Consider the following 15,580-nt stretch of genomic DNA (forward strand, 5'->3'; position numbering starts at 1 on the left):
TGACAATGAATTTGAGTCCACTTACTGCCGTGTCGCCCATCGACGGTCGCTATCACGGCAAAACCGAGGCGCTTTCGGAGTATTTTTCAGAGTATGCACTCGTGCGCTACCGCGTGCACGTGGAAGTTGAGTATTTCATCGCCCTGTGCGAGCTGCCCCTGCCGCAGCTTGCCGGCGTCGACCCCAAGGTGCACGACGAGCTGCGTGCCATCTACAAGAACTTCGGCGTGGCCGATGCCCAGCGCGTGAAAGACATCGAGGCCATCACCAACCACGACGTGAAGGCAGTGGAATACTACCTCAAGGAGCAGTTTGACCGTCTGGGCCTGGAGCAATACAAGGAGTTTATACACTTCGGGCTCACCTCTCAGGACATCAACAACACGTCGATGCCCATGGCCATCAAGGCTGCCACCCACGAGGTGCTCATTCCGGCAGTGCAGGCCGTGATCGACTGGCTCGAGGCCCATGCCCAGGAGTGGAAAGACATAGCCATGCTGGCCAAGACCCACGGGCAGCCGGCATCGCCCACGCGCCTGGGCAAGGAGCTCAAGGTGTTTGCCTACCGGCTCGAGCAGCAGCTGGCCCAGCTCGAGGCTGTGCCCGTGAGCGGCAAGTTTGGCGGTGCCACGGGCAACTTCAACGCCCACCTTGTGGCCTTCCCCCAATATGACTGGCGCGCCTTTGCCAAGCGCTTCCTCAACGAGAAGCTGGGCATCGAGCGCGAGGAGTGGACCACCCAAATCTCCAACTACGACAACCTGGGCGCCCTGCTCGACGCCATGAAGCGCATCAACACCATCATCATCGACCTCGACCGCGACATGTGGATGTATATCTCGATGAACTACTTCAAGCAGAAGATCAAGAAGGGCGAGGTGGGCTCGAGCGCTATGCCCCACAAGGTAAACCCCATCGACTTTGAAAACAGCGAGGGCAACATGGGCATGGCCAATGCCGTGCTCTCGTTCTTGGCCATGAAGTTGCCCGTGTCGCGCCTGCAACGCGACCTCACCGACTCGACCGTGCTGCGCAACGTGGGCGTGCCCATGGGACACATGATGATAGCCCTGGCCAGCACCCTCAAGGGCCTGAACAAGCTCATCCTGCACCGCGAGAGCATCGACGCCGACCTCGACAACATGTGGAGCGTGGTAGCCGAGGCCATGCAGACCATATTGCGCCGCGAGGGCTACCCCAAGCCCTACGAGACGCTCAAGGCCCTGACGCGCACCAACGAGGTGGTAGACGAGAAACGCATCGAGGACTTTGTCGACACGCTCAACGTGAGCGATGCCGTGAAGGCCGAGCTGCGCGCCATCACTCCCCACAACTACACCGGCTATTAAAGCCGTGCTCACCGCCGAAGAAGCAAGCGAAACACAATATACAACCCAAGCTCGATAAATAACACCCAACAACATGGACCGTGGTGAATTTCAAATAGAGATATGCGCCGGCGGCGTCGAGAGCTGCCAAGCAGCCTTGCAGGGCGGGGCCGACCGCGTAGAGCTGTGTGCCGCCCTGCCCGAGGGCGGCATCACTCCCTCCTATGGCGAGATAAAGGTAGCACGCGAGGTGCTCGACGACAAGGCGGCAATGCACGTGATGATACGCCCCCGCGGCGGCGACTTTGTGTACAGCCGCCTCGAGCTCGACCGCATGGCCGTCGACATCGACGTGTGCCGCCTGCTGGGCGCCGACGGCGTGGTCTTCGGGTGCCTGCTCCCCGACGGCAGCATCGACGAGCAGGCCTGCACCCGCCTCATGCGCCACGCCCGTGGCATGAACGTGACCTTCCACCGCGCCTTCGACCTGTGCCGCGACCCGCTGGACTCGCTCACGACCATCGCGCAACTGGGCTTCAACCGCATTCTCACCTCGGGCCAGCAGCCCAGGGCCGAGCAGGGCGCCAGCCTGCTCAGGCAGCTACACGAGCAGGCCCAGGGCCGCATCCACATCATGGCCGGCTGCGGCATCGACGAGAGCAACATTGCCCGCCTGTGCCAGGACACGGGACTCAGGGAGTTTCACTTCTCGGCCCGCGTGCCGCGCCCCAGCCGCATGCAGCAGGCCTCGACAGGCATCTACATGGGCACCCCGTGCCTTGGGGGCGACGAGGGCAGCATCGAGGTGACCTCGGCCGCGCGTGTCGAGGCAGCAATAGGCCAGTTGCTGCAGCTGCCTGGGCCGCGCAGCGCCACAAGAAAATTCAATTGATGTTAAAAGTGTGCGATTTTTACTTAAAAACAAAAGCAAGACGCTCAAACGATTAGCAAAATCAGATAAAAATTGCTAACTTTGCATTAAGTTAAAACAGACTGCGCAATGGATGTAAACAAAGTATTATTTATCTCTCAAGAAATAGCTCCTTATCTACCAGAGACACCTATGGCCACGATGAGTCGCGACTTGTCGCAAGCCGTGCAAGAGAAAGGCATCGAGGTGCGTACCTTCATGCCCAAGTATGGTTTCATCAACGAGCGTCGCAACCAGCTGCACGAGGTGATCAGGCTCTCGGGCATGAACCTGATTATCGACGACACCGACCATCCGCTCATCATCAAGGTTGCTACCCTGCAACCGGCTCACATGCAGGTGTACTTCATCTTCAACGAGGACTATTTTGCCCGCAACATCACCAAGCAGCTCGAGACGGTGACCTCTCCCGAGGACAACGACGAGCGCAGCATCTTCTTTGTGCGCGGCACGCTCGAGACGGTCAAGAAACTGCGCTGGGTGCCCAGCGTCATTCACTGCGCCGGCATGATTTCGGCTCTGGCTCCGCTCTACATCAAGGACTACTATGCCGACGACCCCAGCTATCGCGACACCAAGGTCGTGTTCTCAATCTTCGACGACGACCTGCCGCAACCCCTCGACGAGAGGCTCTACGACAAGCTCAAGTTTGACGGTCTCAAGGAGTCGCACATCAAGGCCCTCAAGGGGAAGCGGGCCGACAAGCTCATGCTCACCAAGCTGGCCCTGGAGCACAGCGACGGCGTGGTGCAATGTGCCGAGCACGTGTGCCCCGAGGTCATGGACCTGGTCAAGAAGTCGAAACTGCCCTTCCTGCCCTACCAGGGAGAGAGCGGCAACGTCGATGCCTACATCGATTTCTACAAATCGCTGTAAAAACATATACTCACACACACACGTACTCACACACACACTACACATCTCTTTTATGAACAAATCGATCTATCTGATATTGGCCCTGCTCATGGTGGCGGGCCTTGTCTCATGCACCGACGAGAATATTGGTCCATCGATTACCGATACCCGCTCGACCATCTACGAGGACTCCTCGTTTACCATAACAGGCACAACGGTGGCCAACACCAGGCTGCAGGCCCGCACCAGCACCCAGCTTGTGGGCAAGCTCCACAACCCGGGCTACGGCACGCTCACCAGCGATGTCGTGTGCCAGCTCATGCCCAGCAACACCATCGACACCACAGGCGTGCTCAGCATCGACTCGTGCCGCCTCACGCTGTGCATCACGACCAGCAACAGCAGCGCCTTTACCGGCGACTCGCTGGCACCCATGCGCATGAACGTGTATGCCCTCAACAAGCAGCTGCCCAGCCCCATCTACAGCGACTTCGACCCCACGGGCTACTACAGCCCCGGCGACCTGCTGGGCTCGACCGTGTACTCGCCCAAGAGCGCCGAGCTGCAGTCGTCCTACAGCTCGTCGACCTACACCACCTACTACTGGAAAGAGGTGCACGTGAAGCTGCCGCAGTCGTTTGCACAGAGCATGTATGAACTGTACAAGAGCAACCGCGAGGCATTTTCCGACCCCGATAAATTTGCAGCGCACTACCCTGGCCTGTACATCACCAACTCCTATGGCAACGGACGCGTGATGAACTACTATGCCACCGACATCGACGTGTACTACCACCAGCACGTGCAGCTCACCGACTCGACCGACACCGTCTATGCCGCCCAGCGCCAGAGCTATGTGGCCAGTACCCCCGAGGTGGTCAACAACAACAATATCAAGCTCGAGCCCGACCCCAAGGTGAAAGAAATGGTTGCTGCCGGCCAGGCTGTGGTCATGGGCCCGGCAGGCTATGAGGTGAACGTGAAGTTCCCCATTCAGGAAATCATCGACAAGTACCGCGAGAACACGCGCAACAGCCTCTCGCTCATCAACACCCTCGAGCTCACAATACCGGTCGAGAAAATAAGCAACACCTACGACGTGGAGCCCCCGGCCTACCTGCTCATGGTGAAAAAGGGCAAGAAAGACGCGTTCTTCGACGGCGACAGCCTCACCAACGACAAGGACTCGTTCTATGCCAAGTACGACAAGAGCACGGGCACCTATGTGTTCTCGGGCATGCGCAAGTACCTGCTCAACATCATCGACAATGAGAACGGCGTGGCCAGCGACGACGACATCAACCTCACCATCACGCCCATCGATGTGAGCACCTACACTACCTCCAACTCCAGCTACTATTACTACGGCGGCACCAAGACCACGGTCACCAAGATTGCGCCCTCGGTGTCGCAACCCTGCCTGGGCAAGCTGCGCCTCGACAAGGCTAAAATCAAGGTCGTGTACACCAAGCAATCGGCAGAGTAACAGAGGTATACAGTCCGTTCAGGCAACAACGCACCACGCGGCAGGAAGCAAGGGGCCACACACCCCACACAGTGTCTTCCTGCCGCTTCTCTTTTTGATTGCGCCAATTGGGGAAAATGCCGATCTTGATATTGCCGATTTACATGCGATTACACATCCTCGTTCAATTCATTATGGCTGCCACCATGCCGAGACGCATGCGTTGTTGCAGGAGCGCACAACAGTGCTAACGGCCACAAAGGTACGACTCAGCATTTGGGCAAAAGCACGAGGGCAGCGCGACAGGCCCGTTGTAGCACGAGGGCAACAGTGCAGACAAAAAAAAGGGACAGTCTCACGACTTTCCCATTTCCTTAAATACACAATTATCTATAAAACAACTATTTTGAATTCTGTTTTTAGTGGATTCACCAATAGTAAATCGCATCGTTTATTTGAAATAACATTGCAAATATACATCAATTTTTGGAAATAGCAAACGTTTTTATAAAAAAATATCACTTTTCTTGGCAAAAAAGTAATATTTTCATCTTTTTCGGTAGTGTTGGTCTTCTTTTTTACACTCGCGGCGGCAATTATCATACCACGGCATGCGCCGCCGCAAGGGCGCAGCGAGCCCCCAATTGCGTGCGCCGGCCATGCCCGTGACACCCACAGGCTCAAAAAAAGCCATCCCGCTTGCAGGATGGCTAAGAGCCGCGAGTGGGACTCGAACCCACGACCTTTTCGTTACGAATGAAATGCTCTACCAACTGAGCTATTGCGGCTGATGCGGCGCGACACTTGCACCGCTGTCTCTTTAATGCGAGTGCAAAGATACAAACATTAAATTAGAAATCAAAAATTTCGCGCTCACTTTTTTCATGTGTAGAGTCAAGTGGCAAGTAGGCTTTGATTTAAACTTTTATAAGTACGATTTTATTTCGTCAAACTTTCCTAATATGGAAAGTTTTGTTTATTTTTGCACCATACATCAAAAGCTGATTGATATGGAAAACAAGAGCTTAGGAATGATTATACGCGAGGAGCGAAAGAAGAAAGGCCTTACGCAAGCCCAGCTTGGTAAGCTGATAGGTTTGAAGGAGTCTCGTGTGTCAAAGATTGAGCATGGAGCACCGATAACGCCCGAGGTGGCATCTTTCATTCTTGGCAAGATGGGGTCGGCATTGCAGATTAACGTTGTTGACAAAGCTGGCTTTAACCAAGAGGAAAGCGATTTTATTGTGTCTGTTATCAACAACTTTGCCGATGAGAAGAAGATTCCTCTCACTAAGGCTTACAACTATATCGTGACTTTCAAGGGGATGGACTTCATGCGCCAATACCAAGACATTGAGAAGACCCTCAGCAATCATGAGATTGTCAATGATGTATCACGCGTATGTGCAAATAACGGTGGTCGTCTATGATTCTCTATCACGGCAGTAACCAACTGATTACCAGAATAGACCTGTCAAAGAGCAAGGACTTCAAGGACTTTGGTCGTGGTTTCTATCTGACTAAGGATTATGCTCGTGCAGTCGCCATGGCGCAAAGAACAACAGCCATTATGGGCGATGGCAGTCCGGAGGTGTCACCTTTCATCTTTAACCCATCAAGATGCCCCGCCGATGTAAGGATAAAGAAGTTCGATGGCAGGTCCGCGGAATGGGCTCTCTTTGTGCTAAGGAACAGGGAAAAAGATCCTCTTCATAACTACAAACATGATTACGACATCGTCATCGGTCCTGTTGCCGACTCGCGTGTAGATGCCATATTACAGGAATACCGTAGGAGCTACGGCGACGCATACGCCAATAGCACTAACCTCAACAAGTTGGCAAAACAGTTGAAATATCCCGGTCCGGAGTACATACAATACTGCTTTTGTACAGAAAAAGGAATTAAACAATTAATTTTAGACTTATGATTACAGATAAACTTGAAATAGAGAGATTGCTGACAAGGCTTACAACTTATATTGCCAATAAGCTGCACCTGTCGACTATGGCTGCTGTCGGAGCGGTATGCATGTCAAAGGTAGCCAATGAGTTGGCAGGTGGGAAGATACCAGAAGGAACGACCTTCGAAGATTTGTCAGAACGACTACTCAAAGAGGTAACGATGGCACAATGAGGAAAACATAAGTAAAAGTTCTTCTATGTGACTGATAGAGAAGCCATTCACATACAAGTTTATGAGAGCAAAGAGACCTTACCACGTCATTCACAGTGTAGCGAGTTTGCCATACTGCCATGGAGTCGTTAAAGACTTGCTTGATTGGTGTTTATCAGAGAATCCTCAATTCCGCAACCCTACTTGAAGCCTCAGAGTGTTGTGGTCAAAATTGCCAAGAATGCGATTTTTTAGTGCTCGGACTGGCTTTTTGCCATGTGCTGGCTGATATGCGAGCATAATGTCCCTTATCCCATCGGGGGGGGGTATAGACGACAGCCCCTCCAACACGTTTGGCTCATCGGTAGCCGGCGTTGTATAGGGTCCGGTAGTGCAGCCATCTGGCCTTCGTGTAGATGTTCAGCGTCGCGCAAGCATGATATCGCTGCACTGACAGCCATAGTTCGCACAGCGGAGATCAAGCCGCCCGTCTACCAGCGTGCCCAGTCCGGTGCGCCTAAATTCGTTCATCGCATGAAAATTTCCACCATAGGGAACAATACATAGAGGGCTGTGGAAGACCATATTCAATAACGAAGTGCAAAATTTCGTTCTGAATGGCCCTACACACATTTTTGTCGTTCGAGACTTAATGGCGGATTGGGGATGGGGCTTCACATGCCCCCAGCCCCTCCCCAATCCGTTATTACGTCGCGCAAAATGTAACTTTCAACCAGCAAATGCCAACAAACTCATCAGGCAATATATTCCAAAAGGCACCGATTTTTCTACCATATCCAGTGCATTCATCCGCAAAATTCAGTATAAAATCAATCGAAGACCTCGTAAAAAACTGAATTTCGACTGCCCAAAGAATGTTTTCTTCCGGCAAATCGCTAATTTTGCACTTGCCAGTTGAAAGTAGGATTTTTGAGAATGAAATATATAATAGAAATTTTCATGTGTTTATTTTTGATTTGTTCATGTGACAATCATGATGTAGAATTCAATGAAAAGGAACAGACTTTTTATATTTACAATCTGTTGCATTTTTCTATTGAGCCATTAGATAGCTTTAGCAAATCTTATACATATGACTTCTTTCGGCGGACAAAGGGAACATGCAGAGAGGTGGATACTATTTGTTTAAAAAAACGAATATCAAAGAAATTTAAAGCGATAGAATCGTCTTCTTATAAGCAAGAATTTCGGTATAATCCTTCCTATATAAGGCTATTACCAAACACCCAATATGTAATAAGACATGACGGGATGGGAGCTAAAGTAAATATAATAAAGTATTTTTTTACAGATTCTTCTGGAAATTTACATTATAAGTGTGATGAAAAGTCTAGTAGTAAATTACAAGAACCTTAATTACAAAGATTTTTGCTATAACTTCAATTCCGCAATCCTACTTGAAGCCTCAGAGCGTTGAGGTCAAAATTGCCAAGAAGGCGATTTTTTCGTGCTTGGGCTGGCTGTTTGCCCTGTGCTGGCTGATATGCGCGCATAATGCCCCCTTTACCCCATCGGGGGGTATAGACGACAGCCCCTCCAAAACGTTTGGCTCATCGGTAGCAGGCGTTGTATATGGTCCGGTAGTGCAGCCATCTGTCCATGGTGTAGATGTTCAGCGTCGCGCAAGCATGATATTGCTGCACTGATAGCCATAGTTCACACAGCGGAGATCAAGCCGCCCGTCTACCAGTTTGTCCAGTCCGGTGCGCCTAAATTCGTTCATCGCATGAAAAATTTCCACCATAGGGAACAAATACACAGAGGGCTGTGGAAGTCCCGTTGAAGCATGTATAGGTGCACAAAGGCGCGGCCGCGTGTTGGTCGTTTTCACTTTCTTCGCTACCTTTGCAGTGCGAGATGTAACGACAAAACTTGAAACCCATGGTCAATATAGCAGTCTTTGCCTCGGGCAACGGCACCAATTGCGAGAATATCATCAACCACTTTGCCCACTCCAGCCAGGCCCGCGTGGCACTGGTGGTGTGCAACAAGGCCCAGGCGCCTGTCGTGGAGCGGGCCCGGCGCCTGGGCGTGACCGCCGCAATCGTGCCACGCCAGGCACTCAACGACCCGGCGACGATGCTTGAGCTGCTGTCGCGGCACCACGTGGAGCTCATCGTGCTGGCAGGGTTCCTGCTCATGGTGCCCGCATTTCTCATCCAGGCCTACCCACATGCCATCATCAACATTCACCCTGCATTGCTGCCCAGGCATGGCGGCAAGGGTATGTATGGCCCGCACGTGCACGAGGCGGTGTGGAAGGCCCGCGACAAGGAGACGGGCATGACGGTGCACTGGGTCACCGAGCAGTGCGACGGCGGCGGCATCATTGCCCAGTACCGCGTGGCGCTCTCTCCTGCCGACACCCCCGAGACCATTGCCCAGAAGGAGCACGAGCTGGAGATGAAATACTTTCCCCAAGTGATAGAAAGGGTCATCGCCTCGCTGCAGCGGCAGCAAGCCTGACTGCAGCTCTCGGCCCGCGCTACAGCCGGGAAACACTCAGGCTGCCGCCCTCCCATTTTTTTTTGCGACTGGGCCGCAATCATGCCGGCACACTATGAAAAAAGCCCGAAGCGACAATCGCCTCGGGCTTCAAGGGTGGGAGGTGGGACTCGAACCCACGACATTCAGAACCACAATCTGACGCTCTAACCAACTGAACTACGCCCACCATGTTGGTTTTGCAGGTGCAAAGGTAGCACAATATTTCCACACTTGCAACAACCGGGCCTTTTTTTTCAAATATTTTTCAAAAAAAACACTATCGTCGGGGGGCGCCACTCCTCCTCAAGGCCGCCCAACGCGGTCATGCAGAAGCAGCGAAAATTAAATTTTAGTAAATAATTCGAAAAAAATATTTTCGGCATGTGGCAAAATCAACAAACTTCATTATTTTTGCATATTACAAAATAAAACAAAAAAAACGGGAAACAACTAAACAGGATTTACACTATGTTAACTCAAATCTATAACGGACATATACTCACCCCACAAGGGTGGATCGACGGAGGCTCGGTACTCATCGAGAACGGCCTCATCACCGAGGTGAGAAAAAGCAGCAACATCGACCCCAACGCCGATAAGACCATCGACGCCAAAGGGCTGCACGTGGTGCCGGGCGGCATCGAGCTGCACTGCCACGGCGGCGGCGGCAGCGACTTCATGGAGGGCACCGAGCAAGCCTTCAGGCAGGCGGTGAAGACCCACATGCAACATGGCACTACGGCCATCTTCCCCACCCTGTCGTCGTCGACAGCCGAGATGATGGACGCCGCCTGCCACACCTGCGACCAGCTCATGAAAGAGCCTGGCAGCCCCATCATGGGATTGCACCTGGAGGGCCCCTACTTCAACCCCCGCAAGGCCGGCGCGCAGATGCCCGAAATCATACGCAACCCCGACCCCAAGGAGTACCACCACTTTGTCGAGGACTACGACTGCGTGCGCCGCTGGGATGTGGCCCCCGAGCTACCCGGCGCCATCGAGATGGGCAAGTACATCACCAGCAAGGGCGTTGTGGCTGCCATCGGGCACACGGCTGCCGAGTATGACGACGTGAAACGCGCCTACGATGCAGGCTACAGCCTGGCCACCCACTTCTACAACGCCATGCCCGGCTTCCACAACGTGCGCGAGTACAAGCACGCCGGCACGGTCGAGTCGGTCTACCTCATGGAGAACATGAGCGTGGAAATGATCACCGACGGCATCCACGTGCCCGTGCCCATACTGCGCCTCATCTACACCATCAAGGGCGTGGAGCGCACCGCACTCATCACCGATGCCCTGGCCGTGAGCGGCAGCTCGAGCACCAAGGCCTTCGACCCGCGTGTCATCATCGAGGACGGCGTGTGCAAGCTCAGCGACCGCTCGGCACTGGCCGGCTCCATCGCCACGATGGACCGCCTCATCAACGTGGCCGTGACCAAGGCCAACATACCGCTGCGCGACGCCTGCCGCATGGCCAGCGAGACACCGGCCCGCATCATGGGCATCTACGACCGCAAGGGCTCGCTGCAACGCGGCAAGGACGCCGACATCATGATTCTCGACAACGACATCCAGCTGCGTGCCGTCTACTCGATGGGCGAGCTGGTAGAAGGCACTGGCAAGCTCTACCCGCTCGAGTAGCGCAGCCCCACAGCCGCACAATTACCCCTATCACCGCACTGGGGCACATGGCCGTAGCGACCATGTGCCCCAGCCGTTTTTCCACCCGCAAGGCAAGCATTCCACGAGCCAGCCAAATAAAAAAATGGTTATAATGCCAAGAAAATAGCCCAAATAATTTGGTATTTTATAATTTTTGTTGTAATTTTGCCACACAAGTCTACAGCCCAGCCATGGCATCGCGCCCAGGGGCTCAGGCTGCCTTACTCACACTTTAAATCACACACACAACACACACAGCATCATGAAAGCAACAACTATCACCCTCTCGGGCATCGAGCAGCACTACAACCCCGAGGCCGCCACAGCGGGAGCTGCCTGCAAGTGCAACAACCTGCGCCCCCGCGAGGGCGTGCTGCAAGTCACCGGCCTGCCCGCCAGCACCACCGCAATCGCCGCAGGCGACCGCCTGCTCGCCATCGACGGCGACCGTTTCATCACCCTGCGCGACGGCCACAGCGTGATGTGGGGCAGCACCCAGCTGGCCCGGGTCGAGGGCACAGGCATCGCTGTCCACGTGGTGGGCAATTTTCTCGTGATCACGACCCGTGCCGAACGTATCTACCTGTATCGCACCAGCTCGGGCTACAACGAGGTGGCACCCACAAGGGCCGTGCCAGCAATCGCGATCGGTCAGGGCAAAGACACAAGCATGAGCATCACGCTGCCGCCCTACACCTTTGCCCAGCCCCTGGCCACGTGGCAGTATCCCCTGCCCAGTGCCGACTTGCAAGGTCTTGCGGCGACAGTGGCTGCGGCATGGAAACAGCTCGGGCGGCAAGCCGCCGATGCCGGCTATCGCACCGGCCCCGTGCTGGCCCGCTATGCCGTGAGGCTGTGGGACGACAGCTACCTCTATGTGAGTCCGGCAGTCGAGACTGGCACCAGTTGCGTGAAGTCGAGCTACCGCACGAGCTGCGAGGCCGAGCAGCACGACGGCAAGTGGACCGGCCTGCCCCAGTGCGAGCTCGCGAGGCCCTGCTTCACCCTGGCCATCACCCCGCAAGCCGGCATCGACGAGGCCTGGCTCGGGCTGGTCAAGAGCATCGACATCCTGGTCACCGATGAGGCCCAGGTGGCTGGCGCCGCCGTGCTCGACTACCGCATGGGCGTGAGCAACGTGGGCACGCGCCGCTACACCATTGAGCTGGGGCCCACACCGCGACCTGCAGCGGCCATCGAGGCCGACCTGCGCACCAGCGCGTGGCACCTGGCCGCACGCACCACACATGTGGCCGAACTGGCCAAGGGGCAGTGGATCGACGACCCCGTCGAGGCGCTCAAGCTCACAAGCGCCGACGTCGACGCCCTCGTCGCAACCAGCCCGCAAGGCGTCACGGCCAGCATGGCCCACAACGGCCGTCTCTACACAGGCAGTGCGACAGGCCACATTGCCGTGAGCCGCATCGACAACCCGCTCGTGACAGCGCAGAGCAAGAAAATCGTGGGCGGCGAGATTCTGGCCCTGGCCATCGCTACCCGCCCCATCTACTCGGGCGGATACGGGCGGTTTCCCGTCTACGTGTTCACCAGCGAGGGCATCTTTGCCCTGCCCCAGCTCGCCAGCGGCAGCTACGGCGAGGCCCGCATCATGAGCCGCAAGGTCATAGCCCGCGGCACGCAGCCCGCCGAGGGCGACGGCAGCACGTGGTTTGTCGACAACCTGGGCCGCCTGTGCAGCATCACGGGGGCCAAGGTTGTCGAGCACTTGCGCGATGTGGCCGGCACCACCCAGCTGGCCTGGAACGAGGCCGAGCACGAGCTGGCCATGCTCACCGCCAGCGGCCACATCGCGTGCCTCACAACCACTGGCCGTGTCTATACCACTGCTACCAGCTGCCAGCAGCTCTACGGCCACGGCGCCCGTGCCCTGGCCGTGACAGCCAGCGGCCAAACCTGCGACCTGGGCAACGAGCAGCCGGCGAGCAACCAGCCTGTCGACTACCTGAGCCATCCCATCGTGGCAGGCAACTCCATGTGCATTACGCCCAAGTGGGTGACATGGAACGTGACTGGCCGCGACCTCGACCTCAAGCTGTGCATCTATGGCGAGCGCGGCACCAGCTGCCACGGCTTTGTGGTCAACAGCCTGCACGTGAAAGGCAACGTGGGTGCCCCCGTCAAGGTGCCGCTCGCTGCACAGCCGCTGCGTGCCCTGCGCCTGGCAGTGAGCGGCACAGCCCCCAGTGGCACGCTCTTGGGCCCTGTCGTCATCGCCATATAGAATGATTTTGAGCTGGTTTGAGCTGTGTAGATTCTATGTGTAGATTCTATGTAGATTCTAAACCGAAGCGCAAAATTTCGTTCTGAATGGCCCTACACACATTTTGTCGTTCGAGACTTAATGGCGGATTGGGGATGGGGCTTCACATGCTCCCAGCCCCTCCCCAATCCGCCATTAAGTCGCGCAAAATGTAACTTTCAACCAGCAATACAAAAAAAGGAGACCGAAGTCTCCCCGAGATTAACTAACTTTGTATTGCGATATGTATTATCAATTAACCTCGCAGCAAAGGTCGCAATTTTCGCCTTACTGCAAAGAAGGACTCCGAGAAAAGTTATCGCCTCGATAGTGAGGCGCAGTCAATCAACACTGAATTTCGACTGCCCAAAGAATGTTTTCTTCCGGCAAATCGCTAATTTTGCACTTGCCACTTGACTCTACAACAAAAAAAATTGAGGACAAAAATTTTGCACGATTCAAAAATTGTTGTACCTTTGCACCGCAATTCACGCCCCACAAGGGGGTGTGGGCAGCACAAGAAGGGGCGTTTAGCTCAGCTGGTTCAGAGCATCTGCCTTACAAGCAGAGGGTCGGCGGTTCGAATCCGTCAACGCCCACCACTACAAGAGTGAAGGAGCTTGAAAGAAGATTTCAAGCTCTTTTTTTTCGGCTTGCAGCCATGCAGGCCACGGGCCGCAGCAGCGCCAGAGCCGACAAAAAGTAGTTAAATTGTTGAAATTTATTGAATTTTATTGGGCCAAAACCTTGTAATTTTGGAAAAAGCACTAACTTTGCCACATATTTTTAGGGTAAAAGCAGATTGATGCATTATTGCTTATTTGAAATTATCCCAGAGGCCGAGATGGCCAAAACTAAAACAACTTATTTAAAAAAAAACAAACATTTGTATTAACCATTAAAAGACTCCAGCAATATGGATGAGAATTTAGAGAAGAAGCCGAAAAGACCGCGCATAAGCGAGGCCAAGCCAGCGATCGAAGACAACGAGTCGCCTCGTTACGAGAGACCCGATTACAGTCGTGAAACACAAGACAACCAAGGCCATGGCAGCTACCAGCCCCGATACAACCGCCCAAGCTACGGCGGCTACAACCAGCAGCGCGGCTATCAGCCACGTGGCGGCTATCAGCCACGCTACCAATCCAATCATTACAACAACCATCAGGCACCAGGCAAACAGCCCGACAATGCTGCCGGCGCAGCCGATGCCCAGGCACAGCAGCCCCAGCAAGATGGCTACCAGCCACGCCAGCAGGGTGGCTACCAGCAGCGCGGCGGCTACCAGCCACGTCAGCAGGGTGGCTACCAGCAGCGCGGTGGCTACCAGCCACGTCAGCAAGGCGGCTACCAGCCACGTCAGCAGGGCGGCTACCGCCAGCAGGGTGGCTACCAGCGTGGCCCACAACAGGGCGGTTACCAGCAGCGCGGATATCGCCAGCAGGGTGGCTACCAGCAGCGCGGCGGCTACCAGCAGCGTGGCCCGCAGCAAGGCGGCTACAAGCGCGGCCCGCAGCAAGGCAAGCACATGCAGCAGGGTCCACGCCCGCAGATGCGATTCACACCGCGTCCGCAGCCTGTGGAATATGAGCAGCCCATCATCGATCCCAACACGCAGATACGTCTCAACAAGTTTATGGCCAATGCCGGCGTGTGCTCGCGTCGCGAGGCCGACGAGCTGATACAGAAGGGCCTGATCAAGGTGAACGGCGAGGTTGTGACCGAGCTTGGCGTGAAAATCACCCCTAAGGACACCGTAGAGTATGACGGCAAGGAGGTGATGAGCGAGCGCAAAGTCTACATCCTGCTCAACAAGCCCAAAGACACGGTGACCACCAGCGACGACCCCAACGGCCGCAAGACCGTGATGGACCTGGTGAAGGGCGCCTGCGAGGAGCGCATCTACCCAGTGGGGCGCCTCGACCGCAACACCACAGGCGTGCTGCTGCTCACCAACGACGGCGACCTGGCCTCTAAACTCACCCATCCAAAATATGTAAAGAAGAAAATCTACCAAGTGTGGACCGACAAGCCCATCAGCGAGGAAGACATGCAGCACATCGCCGACGGCGTTGAGCTCGACGACGGGCCCATCCACGCCGATGCCGTGAGCTACGTCTCGCCCACCGACCGCAAGCAGGCCGGCATCGAGATACACTCGGGCCGCAACCGTGTGGTGCGCCGCATCTTTGAGTCGCTGGGCTACCACGTGGTGAAGCTCGACCGCGTGTACTTTGCAGGTCTCACCAAGAAGAACCTGCCTCGCGGCCGCTGGCGCTACCTCACTCAGGAAGAAGTCAACTTCTTGAAGCAGGGCAGCTTTGAGTAGGAGCCACCCACACACAACCGCACGGCACCGCACGCACACAAGCGCGGTGCCGCAGTTGTAACACACACACACTCAACACACCGAGAAAAAAATAAAACAAAAACACAATATTCACAACATA

11 protein-coding genes, 3 tRNA genes and 2 pseudogenes are annotated in these 15,580 nt (G+C 55.1%); 13 read left to right on the top strand and 3 right to left on the bottom strand.

The annotated features are described in order from the left end of the window. Window positions 1–5: 5 nt before the first annotated feature. The 4 genes from purB to GF423_RS03780 all read left to right on the top strand — a co-directional run bounded on the left by purB (window position 6) and on the right by GF423_RS03780 (window position 4,600). Window positions 6–1,349, top strand: a complete 1,344-nt coding sequence (gene purB / locus GF423_RS03765; protein WP_154327125.1) for an adenylosuccinate lyase — start codon at window positions 6–8, stop codon at window positions 1,347–1,349. 73 nt (window positions 1,350–1,422) lie between these two features. Next, window positions 1,423–2,220 (top strand): copper homeostasis protein CutC, encoded by a 798-nt coding sequence (locus GF423_RS03770; protein ID WP_154327126.1) that lies wholly within the window; start codon window positions 1,423–1,425, stop codon window positions 2,218–2,220. A gap of 108 nt (window positions 2,221–2,328) precedes the next feature. Beyond that, window positions 2,329–3,135, top strand: coding sequence for a glycogen/starch synthase (locus GF423_RS03775; protein ID WP_154327127.1), 807 nt, complete (start codon window positions 2,329–2,331; stop codon window positions 3,133–3,135). A gap of 52 nt (window positions 3,136–3,187) precedes the next feature. Then, window positions 3,188–4,600 (top strand): DUF4270 family protein, encoded by a 1,413-nt coding sequence (locus GF423_RS03780; protein WP_206113355.1) that lies wholly within the window; start codon window positions 3,188–3,190, stop codon window positions 4,598–4,600. Window positions 4,601–5,294: 694 nt separating this feature from the next. Here the strand turns inward: GF423_RS03780 and GF423_RS03785 are convergent. After that, window positions 5,295–5,367: transfer RNA gene (locus GF423_RS03785), tRNA-Thr, on the bottom strand. 174 nt (window positions 5,368–5,541) lie between these two features. Here GF423_RS03785 and GF423_RS03790 point away from each other — a divergent pair. From GF423_RS03790 to GF423_RS14165, 4 genes and pseudogenes are all read left to right on the top strand, one after another. Further along, window positions 5,542–6,009 (top strand): helix-turn-helix domain-containing protein, encoded by a 468-nt coding sequence (locus GF423_RS03790; RefSeq protein WP_154327129.1) that lies wholly within the window; start codon window positions 5,542–5,544, stop codon window positions 6,007–6,009. After that, a complete protein-coding gene (locus GF423_RS03795; protein ID WP_154327130.1) occupies window positions 6,006–6,509 on the top strand; it encodes a DUF3990 domain-containing protein in 504 nt (167 codons plus the stop codon). The genes GF423_RS03790 and GF423_RS03795 overlap by 4 nt, the downstream gene beginning before the upstream one ends. Beyond that, complete coding sequence (locus GF423_RS03800) at window positions 6,506–6,715, top strand: hypothetical protein (RefSeq protein WP_154327131.1); 210 nt, start codon at window positions 6,506–6,508, stop codon at window positions 6,713–6,715. The genes GF423_RS03795 and GF423_RS03800 overlap by 4 nt, the downstream gene beginning before the upstream one ends. A gap of 718 nt (window positions 6,716–7,433) precedes the next feature. After that, a pseudogene (locus GF423_RS14165) lies at window positions 7,434–7,613 on the top strand (IS30 family transposase); the annotation flags it as partial. Window positions 7,614–8,336: 723 nt separating this feature from the next. Here the strand turns inward: GF423_RS14165 and GF423_RS14345 are convergent. Beyond that, a pseudogene (locus tag GF423_RS14345) lies at window positions 8,337–8,517 on the bottom strand (hypothetical protein); the annotation flags it as partial. Between the two features lie 79 nt (window positions 8,518–8,596). Between GF423_RS14345 and purN the strand changes: the two are divergent. Further along, a complete protein-coding gene (gene purN, locus GF423_RS03805; protein ID WP_154327132.1) occupies window positions 8,597–9,181 on the top strand; it encodes a phosphoribosylglycinamide formyltransferase in 585 nt (194 codons plus the stop codon). Between the two features lie 133 nt (window positions 9,182–9,314). Here the strand turns inward: purN and GF423_RS03810 are convergent. Then, a tRNA-His gene (locus GF423_RS03810) sits at window positions 9,315–9,390 on the bottom strand. Window positions 9,391–9,670: 280 nt separating this feature from the next. Between GF423_RS03810 and nagA the strand changes: the two genes are divergently transcribed. The 4 genes from nagA (at window position 9,671) to GF423_RS03830 (ending at window position 15,459) form a co-directional block, all read left to right on the top strand. Next, window positions 9,671–10,849 carry an N-acetylglucosamine-6-phosphate deacetylase gene (gene nagA / locus GF423_RS03815; RefSeq protein WP_154327133.1) on the top strand — a complete coding sequence of 393 codons (1,179 nt, stop codon included), beginning with the start codon at window positions 9,671–9,673 and terminating at the stop codon, window positions 10,847–10,849. Window positions 10,850–11,132: 283 nt separating this feature from the next. Next, window positions 11,133–13,112 (top strand): PDZ domain-containing protein, encoded by a 1,980-nt coding sequence (locus GF423_RS03820; protein ID WP_154327134.1) that lies wholly within the window; start codon window positions 11,133–11,135, stop codon window positions 13,110–13,112. Between the two features lie 542 nt (window positions 13,113–13,654). Next, window positions 13,655–13,732: transfer RNA gene (locus GF423_RS03825), tRNA-Val, on the top strand. 314 nt (window positions 13,733–14,046) lie between these two features. Next, complete coding sequence (locus GF423_RS03830) at window positions 14,047–15,459, top strand: pseudouridine synthase (RefSeq protein ID WP_154327135.1); 1,413 nt, start codon at window positions 14,047–14,049, stop codon at window positions 15,457–15,459. Window positions 15,460–15,580 lie beyond the last annotated feature (121 nt).

It is taken from the genome of Sodaliphilus pleomorphus, from assembly GCF_009676955.1.
In the GTDB taxonomy this organism is placed as follows: domain Bacteria; phylum Bacteroidota; class Bacteroidia; order Bacteroidales; family Muribaculaceae; genus Sodaliphilus; species Sodaliphilus pleomorphus.

Excerpts from the sequence above, each read along its gene's own strand:
- GF423_RS03775 (WP_154327127.1), top strand. The coding sequence starts at position 2,329 with ATGGATGTAAACAAAGTATTATTTATCTCTCAAGAAATAGCTCCTTAT.
- GF423_RS03780 (WP_206113355.1), top strand. The coding sequence starts at position 3,188 with ATGAACAAATCGATCTATCTGATATTGGCCCTGCTCATGGTGGCGGGC.
- purB (WP_154327125.1), top strand. The coding sequence starts at position 6 with ATGAATTTGAGTCCACTTACTGCCGTGTCGCCCATCGACGGTCGCTAT.
- nagA (WP_154327133.1), top strand. The coding sequence starts at position 9,671 with ATGTTAACTCAAATCTATAACGGACATATACTCACCCCACAAGGGTGG.
- GF423_RS03820 (WP_154327134.1), top strand. The coding sequence starts at position 11,133 with ATGAAAGCAACAACTATCACCCTCTCGGGCATCGAGCAGCACTACAAC.
- purN (WP_154327132.1), top strand. The coding sequence starts at position 8,597 with ATGGTCAATATAGCAGTCTTTGCCTCGGGCAACGGCACCAATTGCGAG.
- GF423_RS03795 (WP_154327130.1), top strand. The coding sequence starts at position 6,006 with ATGATTCTCTATCACGGCAGTAACCAACTGATTACCAGAATAGACCTG.
- GF423_RS03800 (WP_154327131.1), top strand. The coding sequence starts at position 6,506 with ATGATTACAGATAAACTTGAAATAGAGAGATTGCTGACAAGGCTTACA.
- GF423_RS03790 (WP_154327129.1), top strand. The coding sequence starts at position 5,542 with ATGGAAAGTTTTGTTTATTTTTGCACCATACATCAAAAGCTGATTGAT.
- GF423_RS03770 (WP_154327126.1), top strand. The coding sequence starts at position 1,423 with ATGGACCGTGGTGAATTTCAAATAGAGATATGCGCCGGCGGCGTCGAG.
- GF423_RS03830 (WP_154327135.1), top strand. The coding sequence starts at position 14,047 with ATGGATGAGAATTTAGAGAAGAAGCCGAAAAGACCGCGCATAAGCGAG.